The sequence below is a fragment of the Chitinophaga eiseniae genome, assembly GCF_012641265.1.
In the GTDB taxonomy this organism is placed as follows: Bacteria; Bacteroidota; Bacteroidia; order Chitinophagales; family Chitinophagaceae; genus Chitinophaga; species Chitinophaga eiseniae_A.
Genome location: NZ_JABAHZ010000001.1, coordinates 1,373,446 through 1,395,860, shown reverse-complemented (window position 1 = coordinate 1,395,860; position 22,415 = coordinate 1,373,446). Strand labels below are relative to the sequence as shown.

At 44.7% G+C, this 22,415-nt stretch carries 14 protein-coding genes; 9 read left to right on the top strand and 5 right to left on the bottom strand.

Annotated elements, in window-relative coordinates; genetic code table 11:
- Window positions 1–18: 18 nt before the first annotated feature.
- From HGH91_RS05480 to HGH91_RS05460, 5 genes are all read right to left on the bottom strand, one after another.
- On the bottom strand, window positions 19–1,125 hold the full coding sequence (locus HGH91_RS05480; protein ID WP_168737418.1) for an efflux RND transporter periplasmic adaptor subunit: 1,107 nt from the start codon (window positions 1,123–1,125) through the stop codon (window positions 19–21).
- A gap of 448 nt (window positions 1,126–1,573) precedes the next feature.
- Window positions 1,574–4,117 (bottom strand): TonB-dependent receptor plug domain-containing protein, encoded by a 2,544-nt coding sequence (locus tag HGH91_RS05475; RefSeq protein ID WP_168737417.1) that lies wholly within the window; start codon window positions 4,115–4,117, stop codon window positions 1,574–1,576.
- Between the two features lie 119 nt (window positions 4,118–4,236).
- Window positions 4,237–5,226, bottom strand: coding sequence for a FecR family protein (locus HGH91_RS05470; RefSeq protein ID WP_168737416.1), 990 nt, complete (start codon window positions 5,224–5,226; stop codon window positions 4,237–4,239).
- Between the two features lie 78 nt (window positions 5,227–5,304).
- On the bottom strand, window positions 5,305–5,820 hold the full coding sequence (locus HGH91_RS05465) for an RNA polymerase sigma-70 factor (protein WP_168737415.1): 516 nt from the start codon (window positions 5,818–5,820) through the stop codon (window positions 5,305–5,307).
- Between the two features lie 432 nt (window positions 5,821–6,252).
- Entirely contained in the window at window positions 6,253–8,289 is a 2,037-nt protein-coding gene (locus tag HGH91_RS05460; RefSeq protein ID WP_168737414.1) for a glycoside hydrolase family 65 protein, read from the bottom strand.
- 416 nt (window positions 8,290–8,705) lie between these two features.
- Here HGH91_RS05460 and HGH91_RS05455 point away from each other — a divergent pair, with 416 nt between their 5' ends.
- From HGH91_RS05455 to HGH91_RS05415, 9 genes are all read left to right on the top strand, one after another.
- On the top strand, window positions 8,706–9,281 hold the full coding sequence (locus HGH91_RS05455) for an RNA polymerase sigma factor (RefSeq protein ID WP_168737413.1): 576 nt from the start codon (window positions 8,706–8,708) through the stop codon (window positions 9,279–9,281).
- Between the two features lie 167 nt (window positions 9,282–9,448).
- The gene (locus tag HGH91_RS05450; RefSeq protein WP_168737412.1) at window positions 9,449–10,639 is read left to right on the top strand and encodes a FecR family protein; all 1,191 of its coding nucleotides are present in this window, start codon (window positions 9,449–9,451) and stop codon (window positions 10,637–10,639) included.
- A gap of 234 nt (window positions 10,640–10,873) precedes the next feature.
- Window positions 10,874–14,212 carry a TonB-dependent receptor gene (locus tag HGH91_RS05445; RefSeq protein ID WP_168737411.1) on the top strand — a complete coding sequence of 1,113 codons (3,339 nt, stop codon included), beginning with the start codon at window positions 10,874–10,876 and terminating at the stop codon, window positions 14,210–14,212.
- Between the two features lie 67 nt (window positions 14,213–14,279).
- Window positions 14,280–16,046, top strand: coding sequence for a RagB/SusD family nutrient uptake outer membrane protein (locus HGH91_RS05440; RefSeq protein WP_211092204.1), 1,767 nt, complete (start codon window positions 14,280–14,282; stop codon window positions 16,044–16,046).
- 20 nt (window positions 16,047–16,066) lie between these two features.
- Entirely contained in the window at window positions 16,067–16,789 is a 723-nt protein-coding gene (locus tag HGH91_RS05435; RefSeq protein WP_168737409.1) for a DUF3823 domain-containing protein, read from the top strand.
- Window positions 16,790–16,847: 58 nt separating this feature from the next.
- Window positions 16,848–18,428 carry a beta-N-acetylhexosaminidase gene (locus tag HGH91_RS05430; protein WP_168737408.1) on the top strand — a complete coding sequence of 527 codons (1,581 nt, stop codon included), beginning with the start codon at window positions 16,848–16,850 and terminating at the stop codon, window positions 18,426–18,428.
- A 94-nt stretch (window positions 18,429–18,522) separates the two neighbouring features.
- Entirely contained in the window at window positions 18,523–19,662 is a 1,140-nt protein-coding gene (locus HGH91_RS05425) for an acyltransferase family protein (RefSeq protein WP_168737407.1), read from the top strand.
- A gap of 486 nt (window positions 19,663–20,148) precedes the next feature.
- Complete coding sequence (locus HGH91_RS05420) at window positions 20,149–20,661, top strand: hypothetical protein (RefSeq protein ID WP_168737406.1); 513 nt, start codon at window positions 20,149–20,151, stop codon at window positions 20,659–20,661.
- The gene (locus HGH91_RS05415) at window positions 20,640–22,253 is read left to right on the top strand and encodes a discoidin domain-containing protein (RefSeq protein ID WP_168737405.1); all 1,614 of its coding nucleotides are present in this window, start codon (window positions 20,640–20,642) and stop codon (window positions 22,251–22,253) included. The genes HGH91_RS05420 and HGH91_RS05415 overlap by 22 nt, the downstream gene beginning before the upstream one ends.
- Window positions 22,254–22,415 lie beyond the last annotated feature (162 nt).

Below are 22,415 nucleotides of genomic sequence, written 5' to 3'. Positions count from 1 at the left end.
TCAATTAATAAATAATGGCTACCTGGCGTCCAATAGATAATAGGCGCCATCGCTAATGACGGTATCGTTTTCTGAAAGCCCCGACTTTACTACCACCTTGTTGCCGAGGACACCGTTTGTTTCTACCTGTTGGCGTACGTACCTGCCAGCAGCGACCTGCCGGAAAACGAAGGAGGTATTGCTTTGCTGCAGCAGTGATTTGGGGGAAATCAGGATGGTAGGTTGCGGCGTGTTTTCAAAATTAACATTCACATACATACCCGGTTTAAGTGCATGGTCGTCATTTTTGCACTCCATTAATACTTCCACGCTGCGGGAGCTTTCCTCGATCAATTCGTTGATATGAAAGATTGTTCCCCGTATAATTTTACCTGGCAGCGCGGCAATGGTGATCTGTGAATGGCTCAGCTGACGGATAGCGCCCATATCTTTTTCTTTGACATGGCCAGCTACCCATACCTTTGATAGTTCCGCTACTGAGGCCACACTGGCGCCGTCATTTTTTATCAATTGGCCTACTACTACTTTATTCTCTACTATTTCACCTGTAATAGGGGCGTAGATGATCAGGGGCTGTCCCAGGACCAGTTCATCGGGATTGGCCTTGTATAACCGGATACTCAACCGGGCGCTTTCAAATTCTTTTTTTTCTACATCATAATTCATTTGCGCCTCTTCCAGCTCCCGTTGAACGCCTACGCCATTGGCCACTAAATTACGCTGTCGTGCCAGTCTTTTCTCTGCCAGCAGCAGTTGTTCTTTCGCCTGAAAGAATGCTTTCTGCGCTGTAATAAAATCCTGCGAACTCATGGAAAAAAGGGGAGTAGCAGGCGTTACTTTCATGCCAAGTTTCAGGTAAGCTGAAAGGACCCTGCCCGAAAAAGTCGGCGCTACTTCTGCAAACTTATTGGGGATCACCTTTACCACGCCTGCTACAGACATCTGTTGACGTAACAGCTGTCTGCTGATGGTGTCAATATGGATTTTTTTTGCCAGTGCAGATTGTGAATTAATGATTACAGTGTCGCCGTGCAGCTCACAGCTGTTGACAGTTGTACGAGAAGGCTTTTGTGTACATGATGTCATGAGTAATGTACCATAAAAAAATGCCTGTATTTGTTTCATTGTGCCATTGTTAAGCGTTATAAGTTCATATATGCGGATTTTATTTATCCAGCCATAGTTGTAAATTAATGGTAGCATCTACTTTGCTGTTGCCTAAAAAAGCATATACATACTGCTTTTGAATGTTTATTATTATATTCATTTCCATTATTTTTTGTTTACTGATAGAAGAGTGGTGCTGCTGTTGTTTTAATTAGGTCTACGTTTAATAAAACCGGAAGTAGAACGACCTTCCTATTCTTTTGGGGAGAATGCAGGATCTTTAACATTTTATTTCGTAGCTATTCAGAAAAGGCTTATATAAATAAAAATAGGAGGCGCTATAAAGCGCCTCCGGGTTAATTATAGGTATGATGTGAGCTACAATCTGCGATTGGGGTTGACTTTAACCATATCTGTTATGAAAACAACAAAAAAATGAAACTTCCTACAGAAAAGAATAAAAAAACTAGAATCTGAGGGTATAGGATAAATAAAAAGTAAGATCAAATAAGCGGTTTCCTGATGATGTAGTATTATAGCTATTGTCTTCCAGGTTCCAAACATCCCGAATGTACTTGTTACGGGCCTGGTAGGCATTATAAAGGCCGGCAGATAACTTGTGCGTAAGCTGCTGACCGGTATGAAATGAGAAGCTGGTGTTAAAGTTCAGTCGATGGTAGGCCGGCAGTCGTCTGGACTTGTACCCGGTTCTGTCAAAGACAAAGGGATTTTTCTCGTCGGGTTCTTTATTGCCAGGATCCACAGGAGCGGGAGTATCAAAGTCATCATTGACTCCCGGAGGAAGGAACTCTGCATCGCCGGAACTGAAATACCATACGAGGCCGAGGTTCCAGTTTTTAAGCGGGCTATAGTTGATGGTGGCATTTAAATTATGCCGCCTGTCATAACAGAAAGGATATTTTTTCCCTTCGTTAATGTCTGGAAATTGTCTTTCGCTCCGGGTAAGCGCATACGAAAACTGAAACTGCCATTTATTGATTTGTTTCCTGGCCAGTACTTCCAGTCCGTAACTCCAGCCTTTCCCCGCGAGGATATCGGTTTCCCAGGTATCTTCATTATAGAAGATATTTCCCTTTTCTGCGAAGTTGGTGTTGTTGCTCATCTGCTTGTAGTAAGCATCTACAGAGAGGAACAACCCTTTTTTGTCATTGAAATTATATCCCAGGTTTACCATATGGCTTTCCACAGGGCGCAACAGTCCGGTACTAGGCACCCAAAACTCGCTGTTGATGCCTAAAAACGGTGTAGTTACCTGGTGAAGGTATTGTATCATGCGGGCATACGAAAAAGTAAACTGCTGGTCATGATTGATCCGCCATGCGGCAAATAGCCGGGGCTGAAGGGAACGATGGGTGTAGCTATGGAATTTGTAGGTGGCGTAGTTCAGGCCCGGTCGGATTAATATATTCGTTCCGATGCGCAATTCATTTTCAGCATAAAGGGCGAACTCGCCAAAGCGAAGCGGTTGCATGGGCCGATAATAACCCTCTTCTTCCAGAAATTCGGGAGAAATGGTGGTATTAAAAGGCCGGATCGTGATATGGGCATACCTGGCGCCAAACCGGAACCGGGAATTGGGTAATGCGTTGTATTCAAATTGGGTTTTTGCTTCCAGTTTGTCAATGGATGCATAATTGTTAAACGCCTTACTATCTTCAGCCTGCTGGGTAGAATCGTTGAACAGCGCGAATTTAATACCGGCAAGATTGGTATAGTTACTGACATTTACAGTGGTACTTACAAATGAGCGGACGCCGAGCAAATGGATCCAGTTGAGCGTTCCCAGCCGGTTTCCCCAAGCCTGCAGACGTTGATAATCCGAATTATGGATATTCAGGTGGTCTTTGCCGAGGTAGCCGGTAAGCATCAGCTTATTATTGGCATTGAGGAGATGGGTTAACTTAAAATGGATATCATAAAACCGCAGTTGGTACTTGTCATCCAGGATATTCAACAGTGGATTGGACCAACTATGGCGCATGGAGAACATCATGGCGGTTGATTGTTTGCGTAATGGACCTTCTACGGACATGGCGCCGGCGAGCAGTCCCGCATTGGCTTCCCCCGTCCATTTGTCCATGTTTCCATCCCGGGTATTAACTTCCGTGATAGAAGAAATGGCGCCATCGAAACGACTGGGGAAGTCATTTTTATATTGCCTGATTGATTTAACCAGCGTACTGTTGATGATTGAAATTTCACCCAGCAGGTGACTGGGATTGTACACCTGGTTGCCATCCAGCAGGAAAATACTCTGGTCCGGATCACCACCTCTAACCACCAGTTTTCCGGTAGTCTCCTGTGTTTCCACATTGCCCGGCAACAAGTATAAAGATCTCACGGGGTCTGTTTCTCCCATGAAATTGTTGTAGGCATCAGTTTGGTATTTATCCATCCGGGAGCCGCCATCGGGTTGAAGTGTATTGCCCGCGTCAATTTTTACCTCTGGTAGTTTAACTGGTGAGATGATGAGGTTTTTTTGAGTAGATGTCTCAAGCAAGATGGTGATTGTTTTAGGAGGGAGGCTGCTGTGTTTTACCTCCAGGTAGTGTTTGCCCCGAGACAACATCATGTTGTAATAGCCAAACCTGTTGGCCTGGCAGATCTGACCGGACGCCAGGTCTTGTATTGTGGCATAGGCCAATGGTTCCATACTGCCTTCTTCCATCGTGAATCCGTAGAGCGGATACTGCTCAGGTGTTTTTTTTGCAGGCAGAAGGATGATCTTGTTGTTTATTTCTTCTATTGTTACTTGCTGCCCGTTCAGTAATTTATGGAGTACGGTACCCAGCATGACATTTCCGTCAGCAATAGAATAGGTACTGTCTGTAGTGAGGTAGTTGGTGGAATATTCGATGATCGTGCCGCTATAGCTGCTTATTTTGGATAGTAAGAAAGGAATGCTGCCGGTGGCAGCATGGCATGTGAATATTTTCCTGGTAAGGGATTGTTGGGCATAGGAGTGTAATGCACTACAAAGCAGTACCACGGATATGAGAAAGCCTAAAGCTTGGCAACGATTGACACAGCAATGCCATAACGGCCGACGGCCGAAAATGTGAATGTATTTGCTATGTTTAAAATTCCTTACAATAAGTCGAATAAATGTTAGTATAAAATAAGGGTGTCTTGTTGTCGTCGGTAATGAAGCCCTGTTAATTTTGCTATTTCATCTACTGCCTGAGATAAAGATTCCTTTCCAAAGCTGGCGGTGATAGATATTTTACCTGCCCCTGGCGTCTGTGTGGTATCAACTTTGACAGGATGATTATAATAAATTGCAAGTGTTTGGAGTACCTCTTTTAACGGAATACTTCTGAAACTTAATTCTTCTTGTTGCCATTGCAGGGGAGAGCCGAAAAATATGTTTTTTTCAAATGTATCTCCTGTGTAGATAGCTTCTTCACAGGCTGTTAAGATGCACTTTTTTTGTGGATGGTTTTTATCTGCAAACAACACCTTGCCGGTAGCGACAGCTACTCTTTCCTGCTGGCGCCCGGCATTTACCAGGAAAGCGGTGCCGAGTACCGTGATCAGTCCCTTTCCGGTTTCGATGCGGAATGGCTGCTGTGTGATTGTTTTTACGTCAAAATATGCCTCGCCTGAGAGATATATCTTCCGCTCATGAGCTTTGAATATTTTGGGAATCCGGATAGTAGCTCCTTTTCTAAGCCATACCGTGGTGCCTTCGGATAATGTTATTTGCTGATTGGCAGCAGCTGTGATGACGGTAAGGGATTCCTGCCGGTTGTTGTACCACCACCATCCACTGAAAATGAAGCCTCCTATAATAGCCGCGGCTACCATTATTTTCTGGAACGTGTTTATCCGGAACACGGATTTAGCTGTGTCGGTCTCCTGCTCTGTGGCCAGCATAATTCGCTGATCTACTTTTGACCATGCGCGGCTAATGTCAAACTCTTTTTCCTCCAGCCATTGGTCTGCCATGCGCCAGGTGGCAGTCAATTGCGCAATTGACTCTTTGTTAGCAGGATCCGGCGATGTCCAGTCGTCGATTATTTTATCATCCGCCTCGGAGGACAAGCCCTGAAGCTTTTTGAGCAGTATTTCTTTTATATAGTCAGGTAATTGTTCCATTTGTTATCTTCCCCTATTTACTAAAACACAATTGTTGGTAAAATTCCTACACGCAGAATAAAATAATTCAAAGAAAATTTATGGCGTAGCTTTAACGAAAATTCTTAGGAATTTTAGCGCCTTCCAAAGTTGGTTATTCACTGTTTTAATGGATATACCCAGGTTGTCAGCGACCTCCTGGTTGCTGAAATTACCGATACGACTTAATAGAAAGACCTCTTTGCATTTAGTGGGAAGCTGCTCAATCCCTTTTTCTAACAATTCTTTATAATTTATGAGTTCTCCTTCACCTGTTTCTGCCTCTGCCGGTAACGCTGCTTCTATGTCCATGTTCGTGAGGCTGTACACAGGGCGGCATTGTCCACGGTAGAGGTGGTTAAGGCAATTATTGCGAACAGCGGTATAAAGGTAAAATTTTATACCTGCAACCATCAGGAGGTCTTTGCGGGTTTCCCATATTTTCACGAAAATATCCTGTACAATATCTTCGCACACCTCCTTTTCCTTTATGAAACTGAAGGCATATTTACAAAGTGGCTTATAATACTGTTCGAAAACTTGCTGAAAGTGTCTGTAAAGTTTCTCTGTGCTCACTGATGAAGTTTATAAATATAATACTTAGTAATCATATATTTGCGGCCGGAGATGTATAGCAGATTTTATTCGGAAATTCCTCCTGTAATCTATAAACGCACGACGATTGATTACCCCCTATCGCTTTAAATGAAAAAGTACACGGTGCGATCGTAAAGAGGGGCAGATATTACAGCGCAAACCACAGGTCTTCTCAGGTTTACTTTTCAGGAACTCTCTTCCTTAGACATAACACCGGTCAATTACATTTGACCCATTGAATAGCCGATATATTGGGGAAAAATATTTTCTGGTCGGCAGGAAAGTGGAGACTGCGATTTTTGCCCTTTTGCTGTTACTATGGCACTTGGGGGAAGTTCCTTCTAAATGAAAAGACCGGCAGAGCCGGTCTCCAACATGGTAAGGGAAAATTATCCCTTTGGGCTCTTTTTACTATTTCCGTTCAAAAGTTTTCTTCTCAGTGCCGGCTCCGGTGATGGTGAGTTTTTTCCATCCTTCCGGCAGCACGGAGTATATCTGTCTGATGCCATTGTCAGTAATGTCCAATCCGGCAAATCCCATCAGAACACTTTGTAATATTCCTCCCGCGCCGGTGGCAAAGTAGGGATTGGTACCTCCTTTTGTTTCTGCGATCACGCGAAAGGGCGGTAAGAGGTTAGGTTCATAGGATTCTTTGAACCAATGCGCTGCTTTACGGGAATCTCCAAGACGACTGTAGAGTAGTGCAAACACGGCCTGCGTCATGGCGGGTGTGCCTTCGTCAGGTACTCTTGTTTCGTAGTAGGCAAGGTCTTTCTTTATCTGCGCAGTATCCGTTATTGTTTTCAGCGGGTATGCCAGCAGGTTCACATCACCTTGTTTGATAGGTTCGCCCTTGTAGGTGGCGTGTTCTCTTGTTACGCCGTTGTCGAGGCTTAATAACGGTATGTTGGCGGCTACATGTTGCCAGTCGGGATCTGCGTTTGTATTAAGCAGTCGGGCTGCTTCGGTGGCAAACACAAGATTGGCTTTAGCCGCGGCATTGGTAAAGGCATTGTTGTCTACATTCTCCGCCCACTCATCCGCAGCCACTACGTTGTTGATGTTATAATGTCCCGGGCCATCGCGCTCCACGCGGCTGCTCCAGAAATCAGCGGTATGCTTTAATATAGGCCAGCCTTTTTCCCGCAGCCATGCCGTATCTTTTGTTACCAGGAAATAATTCCATGCAGCTATGGCCACATCGGCAGTGATATGATGTTCGAAGGGACCGCTCAGCGCCCATACCGGCGTTTCTTCCGCGCCGCTGCCGGCGCTTTCCCACGGATACATAGCTCCCTTAAAGCCTTTGGCAAAAGCATTGCGCTTTGCCTGTTCCAATCGCTGATAACGGTATTCTATCATAGATTTGGCCAGTTCAGGGTGTAGTACCAGCAATGCCGGGTACATCCACAGGTCGGTATCCCAGAATACGTGGCCGTTGTATCCCAGGCCGCTGAGTCCCATAGGGGAGGGCGATAGCGCGCTGTTCTCACGTATAAACGAATACAGGTGATATAACATACTATGTACATCCTGCTGCGCCTGTGCTGCCCCCTCTATGCGAATATCACTCTTCCATAGCTCTTCCCACGCCTTGTTGTGTAGTTTCAGCAGGCGTTCACGGCCTTCGAGCCTGGCATACAGGGTTAAACGTTCGGCCTGGTTCAGCGGATCGTCATCGTGTGCGGATGTGATGGAAGAACCTGCAATAGAGAAGCGGTAAGTTTCCCCAGCATGCAGTGTTTTACTGAACTTCATCAGGTGCATGCTGTTGTCCCACATTTCGTGAACTACCCTGGGTTCCTTACCATGAGGCTCACTGAAAAGGAAAGTATTGCTGGCACAAAGCTGCAGTTTTCCTGTAGGGCTTTTTGCTGATGAGCTCAGGAGGCTGATAAGGACATGGGGCCGGTCTATTTCATTATAATAGTTTTGTACATCTTTCAGCGCATCGGGCGCTTCCAGTACACTGCCTGCTGTAATCGTAATGGATTTCCCGGCAGTGATGCTCACATCCATCAGCACGGTGAAAGGAAGATGGCGCAGCGCATAATAGGTGTAGGTAATGGTAGCTTTATCACCGTAATCGAACGACGTGGAAAAACTGCCATGCTGCATATCAAGCTCCTGTCGCATATGCCGGACAGCAGCGCCCTCAATATTCTGGTTGTCTATGCTCATACGCATGTTCAGTAGGTTAAAGCTGCGCAGAAAATTACTTACCCGTCCCCGTCCATACAGATCATAGGCTCCTGCCAGCACAACATCTTTTACTTTAAAAGGTTCGGGTGAAGATACAAGGCCAATCATGCCGTTAGCTACTGTGACGCCGTAGTAACTCGCCGGATTGATGTTGTCGGTACGTATCTTCCAGGGATGCTGGGCATTTGCAAGTAATGTAACTCCCATCAGTACAACAATCAGGCTGAGTTTTTGGATGCTGTTCATAATTAATAACCATATTTAGCGTACACAATATATACTTATGTTACCGGTTGAGGGATAAGTTATGCGAAAATATAAAATTAAAAATAGAAAGGAACCCTGCTTACACTTATCCGAAAATGATGCCTCGTACAATGGTTTGAATCGCAATCTCTATCGGCCATCGTTCAAATATCGCTGAAGGCATGTATACCCCATACAACAACCTCGATGGTTGCACCCGGTGCGCATGAATGGAGGAGTTGGTAGACGCCGGCGGTAATAGGGTGCCTATAAAAAAACATCCATGCCTTAATATTATTTTAAGAAATTTCATTACCTTAACATCGCACTTTAATACCAGTTACCTAAAAAGTAGCAACCAAATCTTTTGCCAGATCCTGGGTTAATAAATTTCCCCTTCTGAGAACAAGTAGCTCGTGAAGCCCAACAGAGAGACATATGATACTTATAGTGACAATGATTTGCTATTGCTGCTCCGCAATAGCGACGAGCAGGCTTTTGCTGCACTATATGACCGGTATTGGGACAAGGTTTTTTATATGGCCATGCAAAGATTGAAGATAGCCAGTTGTGCAGAAGATGCTGTACAAGATGTTTTTGCAGACATTTGGAAACGTCGAGGCGAACTGGAAGTGAAAAATAGTTTTCCCGCTTATCTCGCCGTTGCAGTGAAATACCGGATAATCAATATCCAGGCTAAAATGAACCATGCTACACGCTACGGGCAGGAAATTATCCGAAACATCGACGTCTCATGCTCAAGCCAGGAAGAATGGCTTGACTTTAAAGAATTGCAACAACGCCTGGAAACTCATATTGCCTCCCTGCCTGAGAAAGCAAGAATAGCTTTTCAACTTAATCATAAAGGAGGGTTACGCCATAAAGAAATAGCCCGCGTAATGCAAGTGTCTGAAAAGGCCGTTGAACGAAGTATTGCCCGCGCCATTCAATCATTGATGAACTCTTTCAGGCATTTTACCAGCTTCTTTTGATATTTCCCCGCTTTCTGAAATTTTAAGTTGATTTTTAATAACTTACAAATAAAGGAACACTTTCATTAAAATATTACCCCAAAAAAAAGCAAAAAACAAGGGGGGATTTTTATTCCCTGATTGACTTCCTATTAACAGGGGCTTCCGGAAAACTTCCCTTCAGCGAGATGAGTGCTTTCAATAATCAAGAACACGACCATAACAGGAGATACAGTGAATTAGCCAGGAAGTGGTTAAAGGGAACGCTTACTCCAGAGGAAGAGCGGGAGTATAATGACTGGTATGACAGCGTATCAGACGATAAAGAGATTAAGATGGAGCCGGATTTTGCCGCTTCCAGACAACAGCTGAAAAGGCGGATCTTTGTGAAGATTTCCCGGATTGCCGACTTGCATCGTCCTGCCTTATCCATTCAAAAAAGGAAGAAATTATACTTTGCCGCGGCTTCTGTGGTGTTGCTTTTTATAGCTATTTCTTTTTACCGGTATAGTAGCAGTAAGGATTCCATGCAGGATCCTGAAACCCTGACAGAGAGTCCATATTTCAAAAATGACATTGCCCCCGGTGTAAACAAAGCTATTCTTACATTATCAAACGGGAGAAAGATAACGCTTGATGATTCAACAAGCGGTATGCTGGCTGACGAAGGCGGTGCCCGGATCGTCAAATCCGGCAAAGATGGTGTTACCTATGAAGAAGGAAAGGGGGCCGTCACTGTTGTGAATAATACGGTAACCACGCCCCGTGGATCCCAATACCGGCTCACTTTACCCGATGGTACGAAGGTATGGCTGAATGCATCGTCGTCGATAACTTTCCCTACGTTGTTCCAGACGAGAGAAAGAGCCGTAAAAGTATCGGGGGAGGCATACTTTGAAGTAGCTAAAAATGCTGCACAACCTTTTATTGTATCCGTTGGTAACATGCAGGTAAGTGTGTTGGGTACGCATTTCAACGTCAATGCCTATGCTGATGAAAATACAATCCGGACCACGCTGCTGGAGGGAAGCGTCAAAATAATAGAAACGTTCACCCAACATGGAAGAATAATTGTTCCCGGTGAGCAGTCAAGGTTGGATAAAATGGGAAATATAAGCGTAGAAAAAGTAAATACTGAAGAAATCATTGCCTGGAAAGATGGATTTTTCCGCTTTCATAGAACCGATATTGCCACATTGATGCGCCAGATAAGCCGCTGGTATAATGTTGATGTGCAATATGAAGGTGCGCCGGCAAAGGATCTGTTTACCGGCACTGTGCCAAGGACATTACCCCTTTCAGAGCTCCTGATGGTATTGCAACATGCAAATATCCGTTTCAAAATAGAGGGGAATAAATTAACTGTTTTATCCCTATAATTTTTTTATCAAAATCAAACAGACAGATGTATACATGACTTCATGGACGCCTTATGCAAATAAAAATCCCAGTGTTGACAGCACCGGGACGTTAAAAGGCGTAAACAAGATTTAATCAGACCTTCTTATTATCAGCCTTAATCTATCAAAGATATGCAATTTCTTATCACGAAATTTGTATTATTATTTTATTTAATACAAATATTGGTAAAACGATCCACGTTCCTTTTATTCATGAAACTCACAGCTCTCCTGCTTGTCATTGCCTGCCTGCAATCCAGGGCCTCAACCGGTCAGGTCATCACTATTAAAGTGAAGAATGCAAAATTAAGCGAGGTATTCTCCAGAATACAGCAACAATCCGGCTACTTTTTTTTCTATAATGAAACACATATTCAGAATGCCAGGCCGGTTACGGCAGACATTAATAATCAATCGTTGAAAACAGCGCTGGATATATGTTTTGCAGGTCAGCCCCTCACCTACAAAATCGTTAACAAAATGATCGTGGTCGGGGAGGCCCCGGCATTGCCCTTTTCCCCTACTATTCACAACGTCACCCCTCCAGCCAGGATTTCGGGTAAGGTCACAGATTCAGTCGGGCGTCCGGTTATTGGGGCTACCGTTTTTATAAAAGGGACCAAAACAGGTACTGTGACCAAAGACGACGGAACTTTCTTCCTGGAATCACCGGAACCCGCCGGCATACTTATTATTTCCTCCATAGGGTTTAAACAGCGGGAAATAGCCTTTTCAGGCAGTAATTATTTACAGGTCATACTGGCTGTTTCAGAAAATAAATTAGAAGACCTGGTGGTAGTGGCATATGGAAAGCAACGGAAAACAACCCTCACGGGATCAGTAGCGCAGATCAGCGGCGTCGAAATAGCAAAAGCGCCTGTTGCCAATGTTATCAATGGTTTACAGGGGCGCCTGCCGGGTTTAACGTTTCGCCAGGGCGGCGGTCAGCCCGGAGACGATGTAGCGAAGTTTAATATAAGGGGATTTGGATCTCCTCTGACAATTGTTGACGGCGTTCCATCCGACATCGCCCAGATTGATCCTAATGAAATTGAAAGCTTTACCATTTTGAAAGACGGCGCTGCCGCTATGTATGGCTTCAAAGGCGCAAATGGCGCAATACTTATTACTACCAGGAGAGGGAAAACAGGGGAGCCAGTGGTTGCGCTAAATGCTTACACAGGCATCCAGGGTATCACAAGATACCCCAGGTTAATGAATGCGGGGGAATTCACTGAACTCATGGATGAAGCGAGCGTAAATGCAGGGAATGCGCCAATTTACGGAGCGAAAGAGGTGCAGAAATGGAAAATGGGAGTTGACTCCGGTTACAAGAGCACAGACTGGTATAACGAAGTATTTAGAAAATGGGCCACTATGAACAATGTTAATCTCAATATACAGGGTGGCACGGAGAAGGTAAAGTACTTTGTTTCAGGCGGGATGTTAGACCAGCAGGGGTTACTTCGCTCAGGAGATGTGAAGTTCAGGCGTTATAATTTTCGGAGTAATATCAGTATGCAGATTAATAAAAGATTGACTGCAGAATTAAACCTGGGGGGCAGAAAGGAAAACAGGTTTTCCCCTAACGCCCCTATACCTGGCACCGATGCCATTAACATCGTCAATGTTATTCAGCGGTCTTATCCTATAACGCCGGTATATGCCAACAACGATCCCAATTACTTTGCGGTTACAAATGTTCAGGTAAATCCTGCTGCCATGGCCCAGGCCGCCTATTCTGGCTATAACAATAGCGTCTGGGATGTTTTTACTGGTATTGGCACTTTAACATATAGTATCCCGTATATTGAAGGATTGAATGCCAGACTTTCCTTCAACTATGAATCGAATAATAACAGGTATTCGACCTGGAGCAAACAGTATTTCCTGTACAGCTATGATCCCACAACAAAAAAGTATACCCCCACTTACACCGGAAATGCGCCTTCCACCTTAAAGCAGGGTTATTCACAGGGAGGGACCACTTCCAATGTACAACTTTCGCTTAATTACGATCATACCTTCAACGGCGCCCATCACTTTACAGGTTTGTTGCTGCTGGAGAGAAGAAAAACCAATTCTACCGGCATACAGGGATCGAAGCAGTTTACCGTTGATGCTATACCCAATCTGGACCTGGGCAACGCTGCCAATCAAACCACAGGGACTTACCAGCTCGGTCAAAGCGCGTACCAGGGCTATGTAGGTCGTATCAACTACGACTATAAGGCTAAATACCTGTTAGAGTTGGGAGGAAGATATGATTACTCTTACAAATTCTTAAATGGTGCTTTCTTCCCGGAAATTTCTGCCGGTTGGGTGATCAATAAAGAACCATTTTTTAACTTCGCCTTCCTGAGTAATTTGAAATTGCGTGCTTCCTGGGCGAAGGTGGCAGATGACGGTTCATTCGACGAATTTAAATATCTGAGTGGGTACAACTATCCCAGCGGTAACTATATTTTCTCGGGCAGTACAGTTGTTAATGGTCTGCAAGTAGGTACTCTTGCCAATCCACGCCTTTCATGGCAAACAGCTAATATCTTTAATGCAGCGCTTGACTTTGGATTATTTGACAATACTATTACCGGTACCTTTGAAGTATTCTACAGAAATGTGACAGGTATTCCGGCCTATCCTGCCGCCTCCTTTCCCAGCATTGCCGCGATACCCGTAGCCCAGCAGAATCTGAACAGCACCAATAACAGGGGATTTGAACTGGAGCTGGGATATTATAAACGGATAGGTGACTTTGTATTAAATGTAAGTCCCAATATATCATGGACCCGGGGCAGGAATGCATATATAGAACAACCTCCTTACGGGAGCGCAAGTGAGAACTATCTGAATAATACCGCTTACAGATGGCAAAATAGGTTAACTGGTTACCATGCCATCGGCCAGTTTCAGTCACAGGAAGAAATAAATCGTTCTCCTGTACAGGACAGCCGTGGTAATGCAACCTTACATCCCGGTGATATTAAATACGAAGATATAAATGGAGATGGTGTAATTGATAGCCGGGATCAAACAGTAATAGGCAGGGGCGACTACCCCGAACTTCAATATGGACTTGCCTTGAATGCAAGTTATAAGGGTATTGACGTCTCCCTGCTGTTTGCAGGCGCAGGCAATTTTAATGTGAATTACAGCGGCGTGCTGCAAAATCCCTTTTGGAATAACGCTAATTCCTATGCCTATTTTACTGATCGTTGGCATCGTGAAGATATATATAATCCGAACAGTCCCTGGGTACCTGGAAAATTCCCGGCTACCATCATAAGCGGCAATCCAAATAACAGGTTAACCTCCAGCTTCTGGCTGCAAAAAGGCACCTATCTGCGCCTGAAAACCGTACAGATTGGCTATGCCATTCCAAAGAAAATATTGGCAAAATCAGGTATAAAAAGTTTACGGTTCTTTGCTTCAGGTCAGAATGTATTTACTATCACCGGAGTAAAATATCTTGACCCCGAAGTTGGTGATGCTGAAGCGGCGTATTACCCTCAGCAGAGAACATTTGTATTTGGAATAAATGCAAAATTTTAGGTTTAAAATCCTTCATTTTATATTCAGTAAAGTCATGAAACGTACATATATATTATGCCTGATTTGGATGACCATACTTTTGGCCTGTAACAAAGACTTTGTGAGGCTTCAGCCTCAGGACCTGATAGCGGACAACCAGGCTTATGCTTCTTCTGCTGCTGTGCAGGCCCTTGTTGCGGCGCTCTATAACGATCTCTCCGGCGCCGGATACGAAGATTTTACCTACGGGCAGGGAAGCAACTATATGAGTGTTTGGACAGACGAAGCCGTTCAGTCTTATGCCTGGTCGGATCCGTCAATCATTGGCGTGATACCTAATGGACAATTTGGGAATTGGTGGCCGTATGATCTTATACGCCGGCAAAACGACTTTATTGCCAAAATCGTTAATGCCACAAATCTGGGAGCCGCTGACCGCAATCAATATTTGCAGGAAGTACGGTTCCTCCGCGCGCTCACGTATTTCGGATTGGTTAAACGCTATGGAGGCGTACCATTGGTTACCAAAGTACTGACCACCGCTGACAATCTGAAAATACCAAGAAGTACAGCGCAACAGATTTATGATTTTGTTGCCAGTGAGTTAGATGATATTATTGGCAGTAATGGATTACAGGCTGGCGGACCACTCAGAGTCACTAACGCTGCCGCCCTTGCGTTGAAATGCAGAGCAATGTTATATGCCGCCTCAGAAGCCAAATATGGGCATGTGCAGCTGAATGGTCTGGTAGGTATCCCCTCATCTATGGCAAACACATATTGGCAAAAAGCGTATGAAGCAGCCAGGGCTATTATTACATCTGACAAATTTAAGTTATTTCAGGGCAGCAGCGATCCGGCCAAAAATTTTCAATTATTGTTCAATGGCCGGGATGCTGCCACCAATCCGGAAGCCATTCTGGCTGAAGCCTATTCATTACCAAACAGAGGACATAGTTTCGACTACTATAATTCCCCTCAAAGCTTTAGGGTTGACTATGGCAACTCTGTGAATCCTGTGATTGAGCTGGTTGAAGAGTTCGAATATACAGATGGCACACCGGGTAAACTAAAAATAGTAGACGACAGAGGCAACCCGATCAGGTATAACAATCCGGCCGATCTGTTTAAAGGAAAGGATCCGCGTTTTTTCGCATCCATTCAGTATCCTGGTGCTGAGTGGCATGCCAATAAAGACCCTCAGGGTGGATATATTGAGTTAAGAAGAGGAATTGTGAACGGAACTGACACACTCATTAACGAGGATCTGACCAAAACTTATGGTACTGCTCCATATACAATTGCATTCACAGGGAAAGACGGACCTACTACAACAGCAGATCCAACAAAATCTGGTTTCTATCAGAAGAAATACCTGATAGAAGATGCGAACTTTACGCCAAATGATGGACAGTCACACCAGCCGTGGCTCGTATTCAGGTATGGTGAAGTGTTGCTGAATTTTGCGGAAGCGGCTGTGGAGCTGGGAAAACCAGGTGATGCTTTATCCGCTATTAACCAGATAAGAGCCAGGGCCGGAATAAAGTTACTATCAATGGTTGGCCTCAGTCAGGTGAGACATGAACGGCGGGTGGAGCTGGCTTTTGAGAACCATCGTTACTGGGATTTACGGAGATGGCATATTGCAGACCAGGTGTTAAATGCCACCACATTCCACGCACTCTTTCCCTGGTTAAACTGGAAAGCAAATACCAATCCGGCACAAATGCAATACACGTTCACCATTGCTCCCATACCTGTTAAACCCGGTCGTACTTTTCCACCACGGCTGTACTATGAGCAAATTGACGTCAGTGGAGCAAATAGCTACCTGGCGCAAAATCCAGGTTATTGAGTGTCTTAAAATTTAAAAATATGAACCAAAATAAAATCCTTTTTTACCTGATATTCCTTGCCGCATGTATACAGAGCGGTTGTAGTAATAAGCTGGATAACTATGAGCCTCCCCGGGCATCCCTGTCTGGCGCAATAATAGACAGCAGAACGAACGACACCGTTCCTATGGCGAGCAGTATAGGACAGGGAGGCATACTTAATTTGTTTCAGATGAACTACAGTTCAACAGCATCTGGTGCTATTGGAAGCAACTTTCTTACCAACGGAACATATAAAAATGCAAGTATTTTCTCCGGAACTTATAAGGTGGCGCCATCAGGACCATTCTATGCAGATACTATTATTGCGACTGTGAATGGAGATACGAAACTGGATCTCAAAGTACGCCCCTGGATTTATGTGACGTTGAAGACGGGTAATATAACCGACACCTCCGCAACTTTTACTTATAGTATCAAGAGCAATGACGCCGCTCAACAAATTGCTCAGGGGGGAGCATTTTTAAATACCGCTTCAGTTGTGGATGTTCAGGAATTCCGGGGGGTGAATAAGGGAGACACCCGGTACCGGAAAATACAGCCTGTAAATGGAGATACGACTATTACTGTAGTATTCACAGGGTTAGCTCCCAATACCACTTATTACATAAGGGCAGGCAGCAGCACTGCCACAAGCAGTATCAATCCGCAGAATTACTATAACTATTCTAAAATATATGCAATAAAAACGGCCGGCAAATAAACGAGCATTCATTTTGCCACAGTCTTAGCAATATTCAATAAACAAAAAAAAATATTTGATGAAACAATTATTTGCCTTTGGGGTATATGGGTGCATGCTACTGATTATCAGTATTCCTCTTCACGCGATCAACATTATACCTCAGCCAGCTGAAGTAAAAACCGGCACCGGCGTGTTCCAACTGACCAGCGCCACAGTCATAAACGCCGGCAACAATATTGTGGAAGCGCGTCAATTGCAACAGGCAATACAGGAAGCATCTGGCCTGAACATCCAATTGAAAACATCTTCGAAAAACAACTCTATTCGGCTGATTGTCGATGAAAAATTGAAAAAAGAACTCGGAGAGGAGGGCTACCTGTTGAAAGTAAATCCGGATAATATCTCTATCACTGCCCCTGCTTCAACTGGCATTTTTTACGGCATTCAATCCTTGCGCCAACTCATTCATGGTAATGGTAACACATATACGTTAAATGCGGTCAGTATCAAAGATAAGCCTCGCTTTTCGTGGAGAGCCTTCATGCTCGACGAAGGCAGATACTTCAAAGGCAGCACAGTCGTGAAGCGTCTGCTGGATGAAATGGCCTTGCTCAAGATGAACACTTTTCACTGGCACCTTACCGACGACCAGGGCTGGCGCATTGAGATACTCAAATATCCGCAGCTCACTGCCATCGGCAGCCACCGCGACTCTACGCAAATTGGCGGGGATGCTGACGGCAATACCTATGACAGTAAGCCTCATGGGGGCTTCTATACGCAGGCAGCCATCAAAGAAATCATCAATTACGCTGCTGAAAGACATATCACTGTTATCCCGGAAATAGAAATGCCAGGGCATAGCGCTGCAGCCATTGCTTCCTATCCCTGGCTCGGAACATCGCAAAAAAAAATCCGGGTACCATGCAAATTTGGCATACAATACGATGTATACAACGTAGCAGATCCAAAGGTAATTGCCTTTTTGCATGATGTTTTAGAGGAAGTGATCAACCTATTTCCTTCTAAAGTAATACACATAGGTGGGGATGAAGTGAAGTTTGACCAGTGGAAGGCAGATGCCGGCGTACAGGCTTACATGAAAGAACATCACATTGTGTCTCCTGGAGACCTCCAGATTGCGTTCACCAACGGGATATCCAACTTCCTGGCTGGCAAATACCGCAGGATGGCCGGATGGAATGAAATCATGAACAGCATGCTGGAGGATGTTGATGCCGGCAAGGTTTCCAACAGAGAAAAATTAGCGCCCGGCACTATTATACAGTTCTGGACAGGCGACCTTAAAATCATTGACCAGGCTGTTTCAAGAGGTTACGATGTGGTGAACTCCTTCAGTGAGTTTACCTACCTTGATTATTCCTACAAAGACATTTCCCTGGAAAAAGCCTATGGCTTTGATCCTATCCCCAAAGGGCTGGATCCAAAATATCATGCAAAAATACTCGGCACTGGCTGCCAGATGTGGGGCGAATGGATACCCGATGAAGCCAGTATGAATAAGCAGGTGTACCCAAGACTGGCCGCTTATGCGGAAGATGGCTGGACATTGGTTGCCAACAAAAATTTTGGCAATTTTTGCAAAGCACTGGAATATTTTTCTGCCAGATGGAACGTAAAATGGGACGTGAACTAATATGGCGATATCTGATCAGTCTCGTTCAGCTTCCGGGAAACAACGGCCCCAAAAATCAGATATTTCTTTTTTTAGCAACTTATTCAAATCACTAATGACGAAAGAATCCACTCAAATGAAAGGTACGCGCTTGTCCCATACTGTTGCGCCTGCAGAACGTATAGTTTCAATAGATGCGCTACGGGGTTTTGATATGTTTTGGATTGCGGGCGGCGGCCCTATGGTATATGAATTTTTCAAGCTTTTCGCCAACCCGCTTCCATCCTGGTTGGAAGAACAATTCGATCATGTTCCGTGGGAGGGTTTTGTTGCCTGGGACCTGATCATGCCGCTCTTTTTGTTTATCGTGGGGGCCGCCATGCCGTTTTCGATAGGGAAACGGCTGGCGCAGGGGGATGGTCGCCGCCGCATTTACCTGAAAGTCATTTATCGCGTGCTGCTATTGTGGGCGCTTGGCATGGTTGCCCAAGGCAATCTGCTTCATTTCCGCATGGACGACCTGCTGCTTTACAGCAACACCCTTCAGGCAATTGCGGCGGGCTACCTGATTTCCGCAATTGCATTGGTAGAGCTGCCGGTAAAAGGACAGGCTGTGCTGGCAGGCATTTTACTACTGATTTTTTGGGGGCTGATGCGTTTTGTACTGGTGCCGGGCCATGGAATTGGGGTGCTTTCGCCCGAGGGAAATCTGGCAATGTGGGTTGATCAGTCTCTGTTAGGCCGTTTTCGGGACGGTAATGATTACACCTGGATACTCAGCAGCATAGGATTCGGCGCTACGACGCTGATAGGCGTTCTGGCGGGCCATTTGCTACGCGCTCCGGGGCCTAAATTGCCCAAAGTGTTCTGGTTAATTATATCAGGTTTGGCCTGCCTGTTGGCAGGCTGGCTTTGGAGTTTTGAATTTCCAATCATCAAGCATATCTGGACCAGCTCGATGGTTTTGTGGGCGGGAGGCTGGAGCCTCTTGTTACTTGCATTATTTTATTGGGTGATAGACATTTTAGGCTTCCGGCGGTGGGCATTTGTCTTCATCATTATCGGCACAAATGCTATTGTAGCCTACATAGCGCCGGGTATCATCCCCTTTGGCGACATCAGTAATACCTTGTTCGCAGGTCTGGCAAAACATCTCGGGCAATTTGGTGGTTTTCTGCTGACCGCTGGCACTTTTGGCGTTCTCTGGCTCTTACTTTATTATATGTATCGCAATAAAACCTTCGTGCGGATATAACGTACTGCCCATGAAACCCTGGTCAGATAAGACGAATCGGTGCATGATTTTTCACCAAAAAAATGAATCTCTATGAGAATTTATGCATTGTTACTAGAGGTTATTTCATAAATACTATATAATTCTTCTCATCAGGATTAAAGCAAAAGCAAGATGAATAAGTGCTTGATAGCGTTCTATTTCTCTGTCATATCGTGCGATTACACGTTTGAAGGCATTGAGCCATGTAAAAAAAACGTTCTATCTTCCATCTGCGCTTGTATCTTCTAAGCTGACGACCATCCTGAGCTGCCATCTTAAAAAAAACGGGCGGGATTGTTGTAAACTGATTCTTTTTTACTTCAAAACGCTTTCATTTTTCAGATTTTTTCCGAAGAATAAAAAAAATCAGCTGTCGCATAGGAAGAATGTAGTCGATCGGTGTTTTATTAGTTTGGCAGATTCCTTTTATGACCTGGACCATATTTTTTAACGATCATACCTATTATGACCTGGACCATATTTTTAACGATCATACCTATGCTAAAAAGACATAAGCTATCGCTTTTGATGGTGCTTTTATTGCCTTTTATTACTTATGCTCAGGAAGGGATGCCTGTATTTGTCCGTCCTTGTGGTACAGAGATACTACAAAAGGAATGGCGAAAGAATTCTATTTTCCGGGGAAGGGAGCAAGCTGCCAACAAAGCTATCCTGCAAAGGCATTACATGGCCGCCCCTGGTCAACTGGCGCCTCCTCTGACTTTAGTTACATTACCTGTAGTTATACATATTGTGAATGAAGACCCAGACGCTTATTCTGATGCTGATGTCGCGGAATCAATAAAGATACTTAATGACGCATTCAGCGGGAAATTCTCTTATCCCGTAAGGACAAGCCGCGTATTCGATAAAAACAAACACTACCTTATCCCCCCTGCGGCGCTGGCCGCGGGGGATAACAACCTTTTATTATCTCACCTTAAACACATACATATATGTACCGTAAACTATTGTTGATTATACTTTTGAGTATTGGAGGGATGGGGTGTAACAAAGAAATGGTAAAGGAAACAGTGGCCCCGGATCCGAAAAATACTGCTAAACGCTCGCTCACAGAACGCTCGCTCACAGCAGGTGTGATAGGCTCCAGTGCTACCTATGATTCTATTCTCTGGAAAGTGGATACCGTAAAAAACGAAAATGCGTACAAGTTTGATCAGATGGCGGGCATCGACAGATACCAGGGGCAGCTCTATATACTCGGCGGAAACTGTGCTAGTTGGGATGGCGAGTATAATTTATGGGAGCTATGGAAAGGCGCTAATGTCAACAATGCCGTGAAGCAGTTGCAGCAGCCAAAACCTGCAGCTAACTTTCCTTACTATACTACGGAAGGAAACGACGACTGGTGTAACTATTGGCTGATGGGACTTTGGATAGATCCGTCTGATGGTAAATTCTACTCCATTGCCTACAGTGAATACAACTACATGAAAAAATGGGAAACCGAAGCAAAGGAACGGCGCATGGGGCTTGCTACGTCGGTTGACAATGGACAAACATGGACCTATCAGGGCGATATCATCACGCAGGACAAATCCATCCCACCGCCGCCGGGGCAAAAATATTACGGTGCGGGTGATCTTGATCTTTTCATTCCGGGCGATGGGTATGCGTATGTCTATTATAAAAAAGGCTTCTATTCAGATAGTTCGGGGCACAGAACGGAGCAGGATATTTGTGTGGCCAGGTGCCGGCTCAGTGATAAACTTGCACCGGGGTATTGGAAGAAATTCTACAACGGTAGCTGGGTGGAAGCCGGCATTGGTGGCCATGAAACCATCATTATACCGGACGTGAATATTGCCAATGTATGTTACAATAAATTCCTCAAAAAATATGTTTGCATTGGCAATGATACCGATGGTAAAACATTTATTTCTTTTGCCAATAGTATGCCAACACAGGATTGGAGCCCCAGGGATTTCGGTTTTCCGCAAATCTCCTGGTGGTACAACTGGTTTGTGAATGTAACCAACAATAACCAGCATGTCATGGGGCAGTCGTTCAAGCTCTATACAGCCGGGTTAAATCTGGTTACCAAGGCCCGGCACGGGTATGATTACCATATCGTGTTCGATATGAAAGAATATGACCGGACTGGTTGGGAAGTGATCGACTTTTCCTCTCAGGAGCCCTGGCCTTCAGCGCCGGAGGAAGGAGGTGCTGCTTATGTACTGGACAATAATCCATATACGTTTTGGTCTACCGCCGGGGTAAACGGGGAAGCGCCTTTTCCGCATCATATTACCATCGATACGAAATCGGCAAAATCGTTGCATGGTATTACATTTAAGAATCGCAAATTTGATATCGACTATTCCAGCGGCCAGCCCAAAGATATGCAGGTATTGGTGAGCGAGGATAACGTTAACTGGCAAACGGCGGCTACTTATACTAACATCGAAATACCGGAAGGCCCTGTGGATGAAAGCAAAACAAGGCTTTCATTTCCTGCAGCAGTGAATGCACGTTACCTGAAACTGGTGGTCACCGCTATTCACGGCACTAACAAGGTGTTGTACTTTTCTGAGATCGGTGCATTCTGATGATTTATCTTTAATAATTAACAAGATGAGAGTTACATTGATATCTTTTTTACTACTGGTCCTTAACAGCTCGTGTTTTGGCCAGCAGGATACTGTTGAGATAAACGTAACAGATTATGGCATCCATCCTGACAGCCGGGTCAATGTAGAACCGGAGATCAG

Coding starts and splice junctions, on each gene's coding strand:
- HGH91_RS05440 (WP_211092204.1), top strand. CDS start 14,280: ATGACCATACTTTTGGCCTGTAACAAAGACTTTGTGAGGCTTCAGCCT.
- HGH91_RS05435 (WP_168737409.1), top strand. CDS start 16,067: ATGAACCAAAATAAAATCCTTTTTTACCTGATATTCCTTGCCGCATGT.
- HGH91_RS05420 (WP_168737406.1), top strand. CDS start 20,149: ATGACCTGGACCATATTTTTAACGATCATACCTATGCTAAAAAGACAT.
- HGH91_RS05415 (WP_168737405.1), top strand. CDS start 20,640: ATGTACCGTAAACTATTGTTGATTATACTTTTGAGTATTGGAGGGATG.
- HGH91_RS05460 (WP_168737414.1), bottom strand. CDS start 8,289: ATGAACAGCATCCAAAAACTCAGCCTGATTGTTGTACTGATGGGAGTT.
- HGH91_RS05450 (WP_168737412.1), top strand. CDS start 9,449: ATGAGTGCTTTCAATAATCAAGAACACGACCATAACAGGAGATACAGT.
- HGH91_RS05470 (WP_168737416.1), bottom strand. CDS start 5,226: ATGGAACAATTACCTGACTATATAAAAGAAATACTGCTCAAAAAGCTT.
- HGH91_RS05480 (WP_168737418.1), bottom strand. CDS start 1,125: ATGAAACAAATACAGGCATTTTTTTATGGTACATTACTCATGACATCA.
- HGH91_RS05425 (WP_168737407.1), top strand. CDS start 18,523: ATGACGAAAGAATCCACTCAAATGAAAGGTACGCGCTTGTCCCATACT.
- HGH91_RS05430 (WP_168737408.1), top strand. CDS start 16,848: ATGAAACAATTATTTGCCTTTGGGGTATATGGGTGCATGCTACTGATT.
- HGH91_RS05445 (WP_168737411.1), top strand. CDS start 10,874: ATGAAACTCACAGCTCTCCTGCTTGTCATTGCCTGCCTGCAATCCAGG.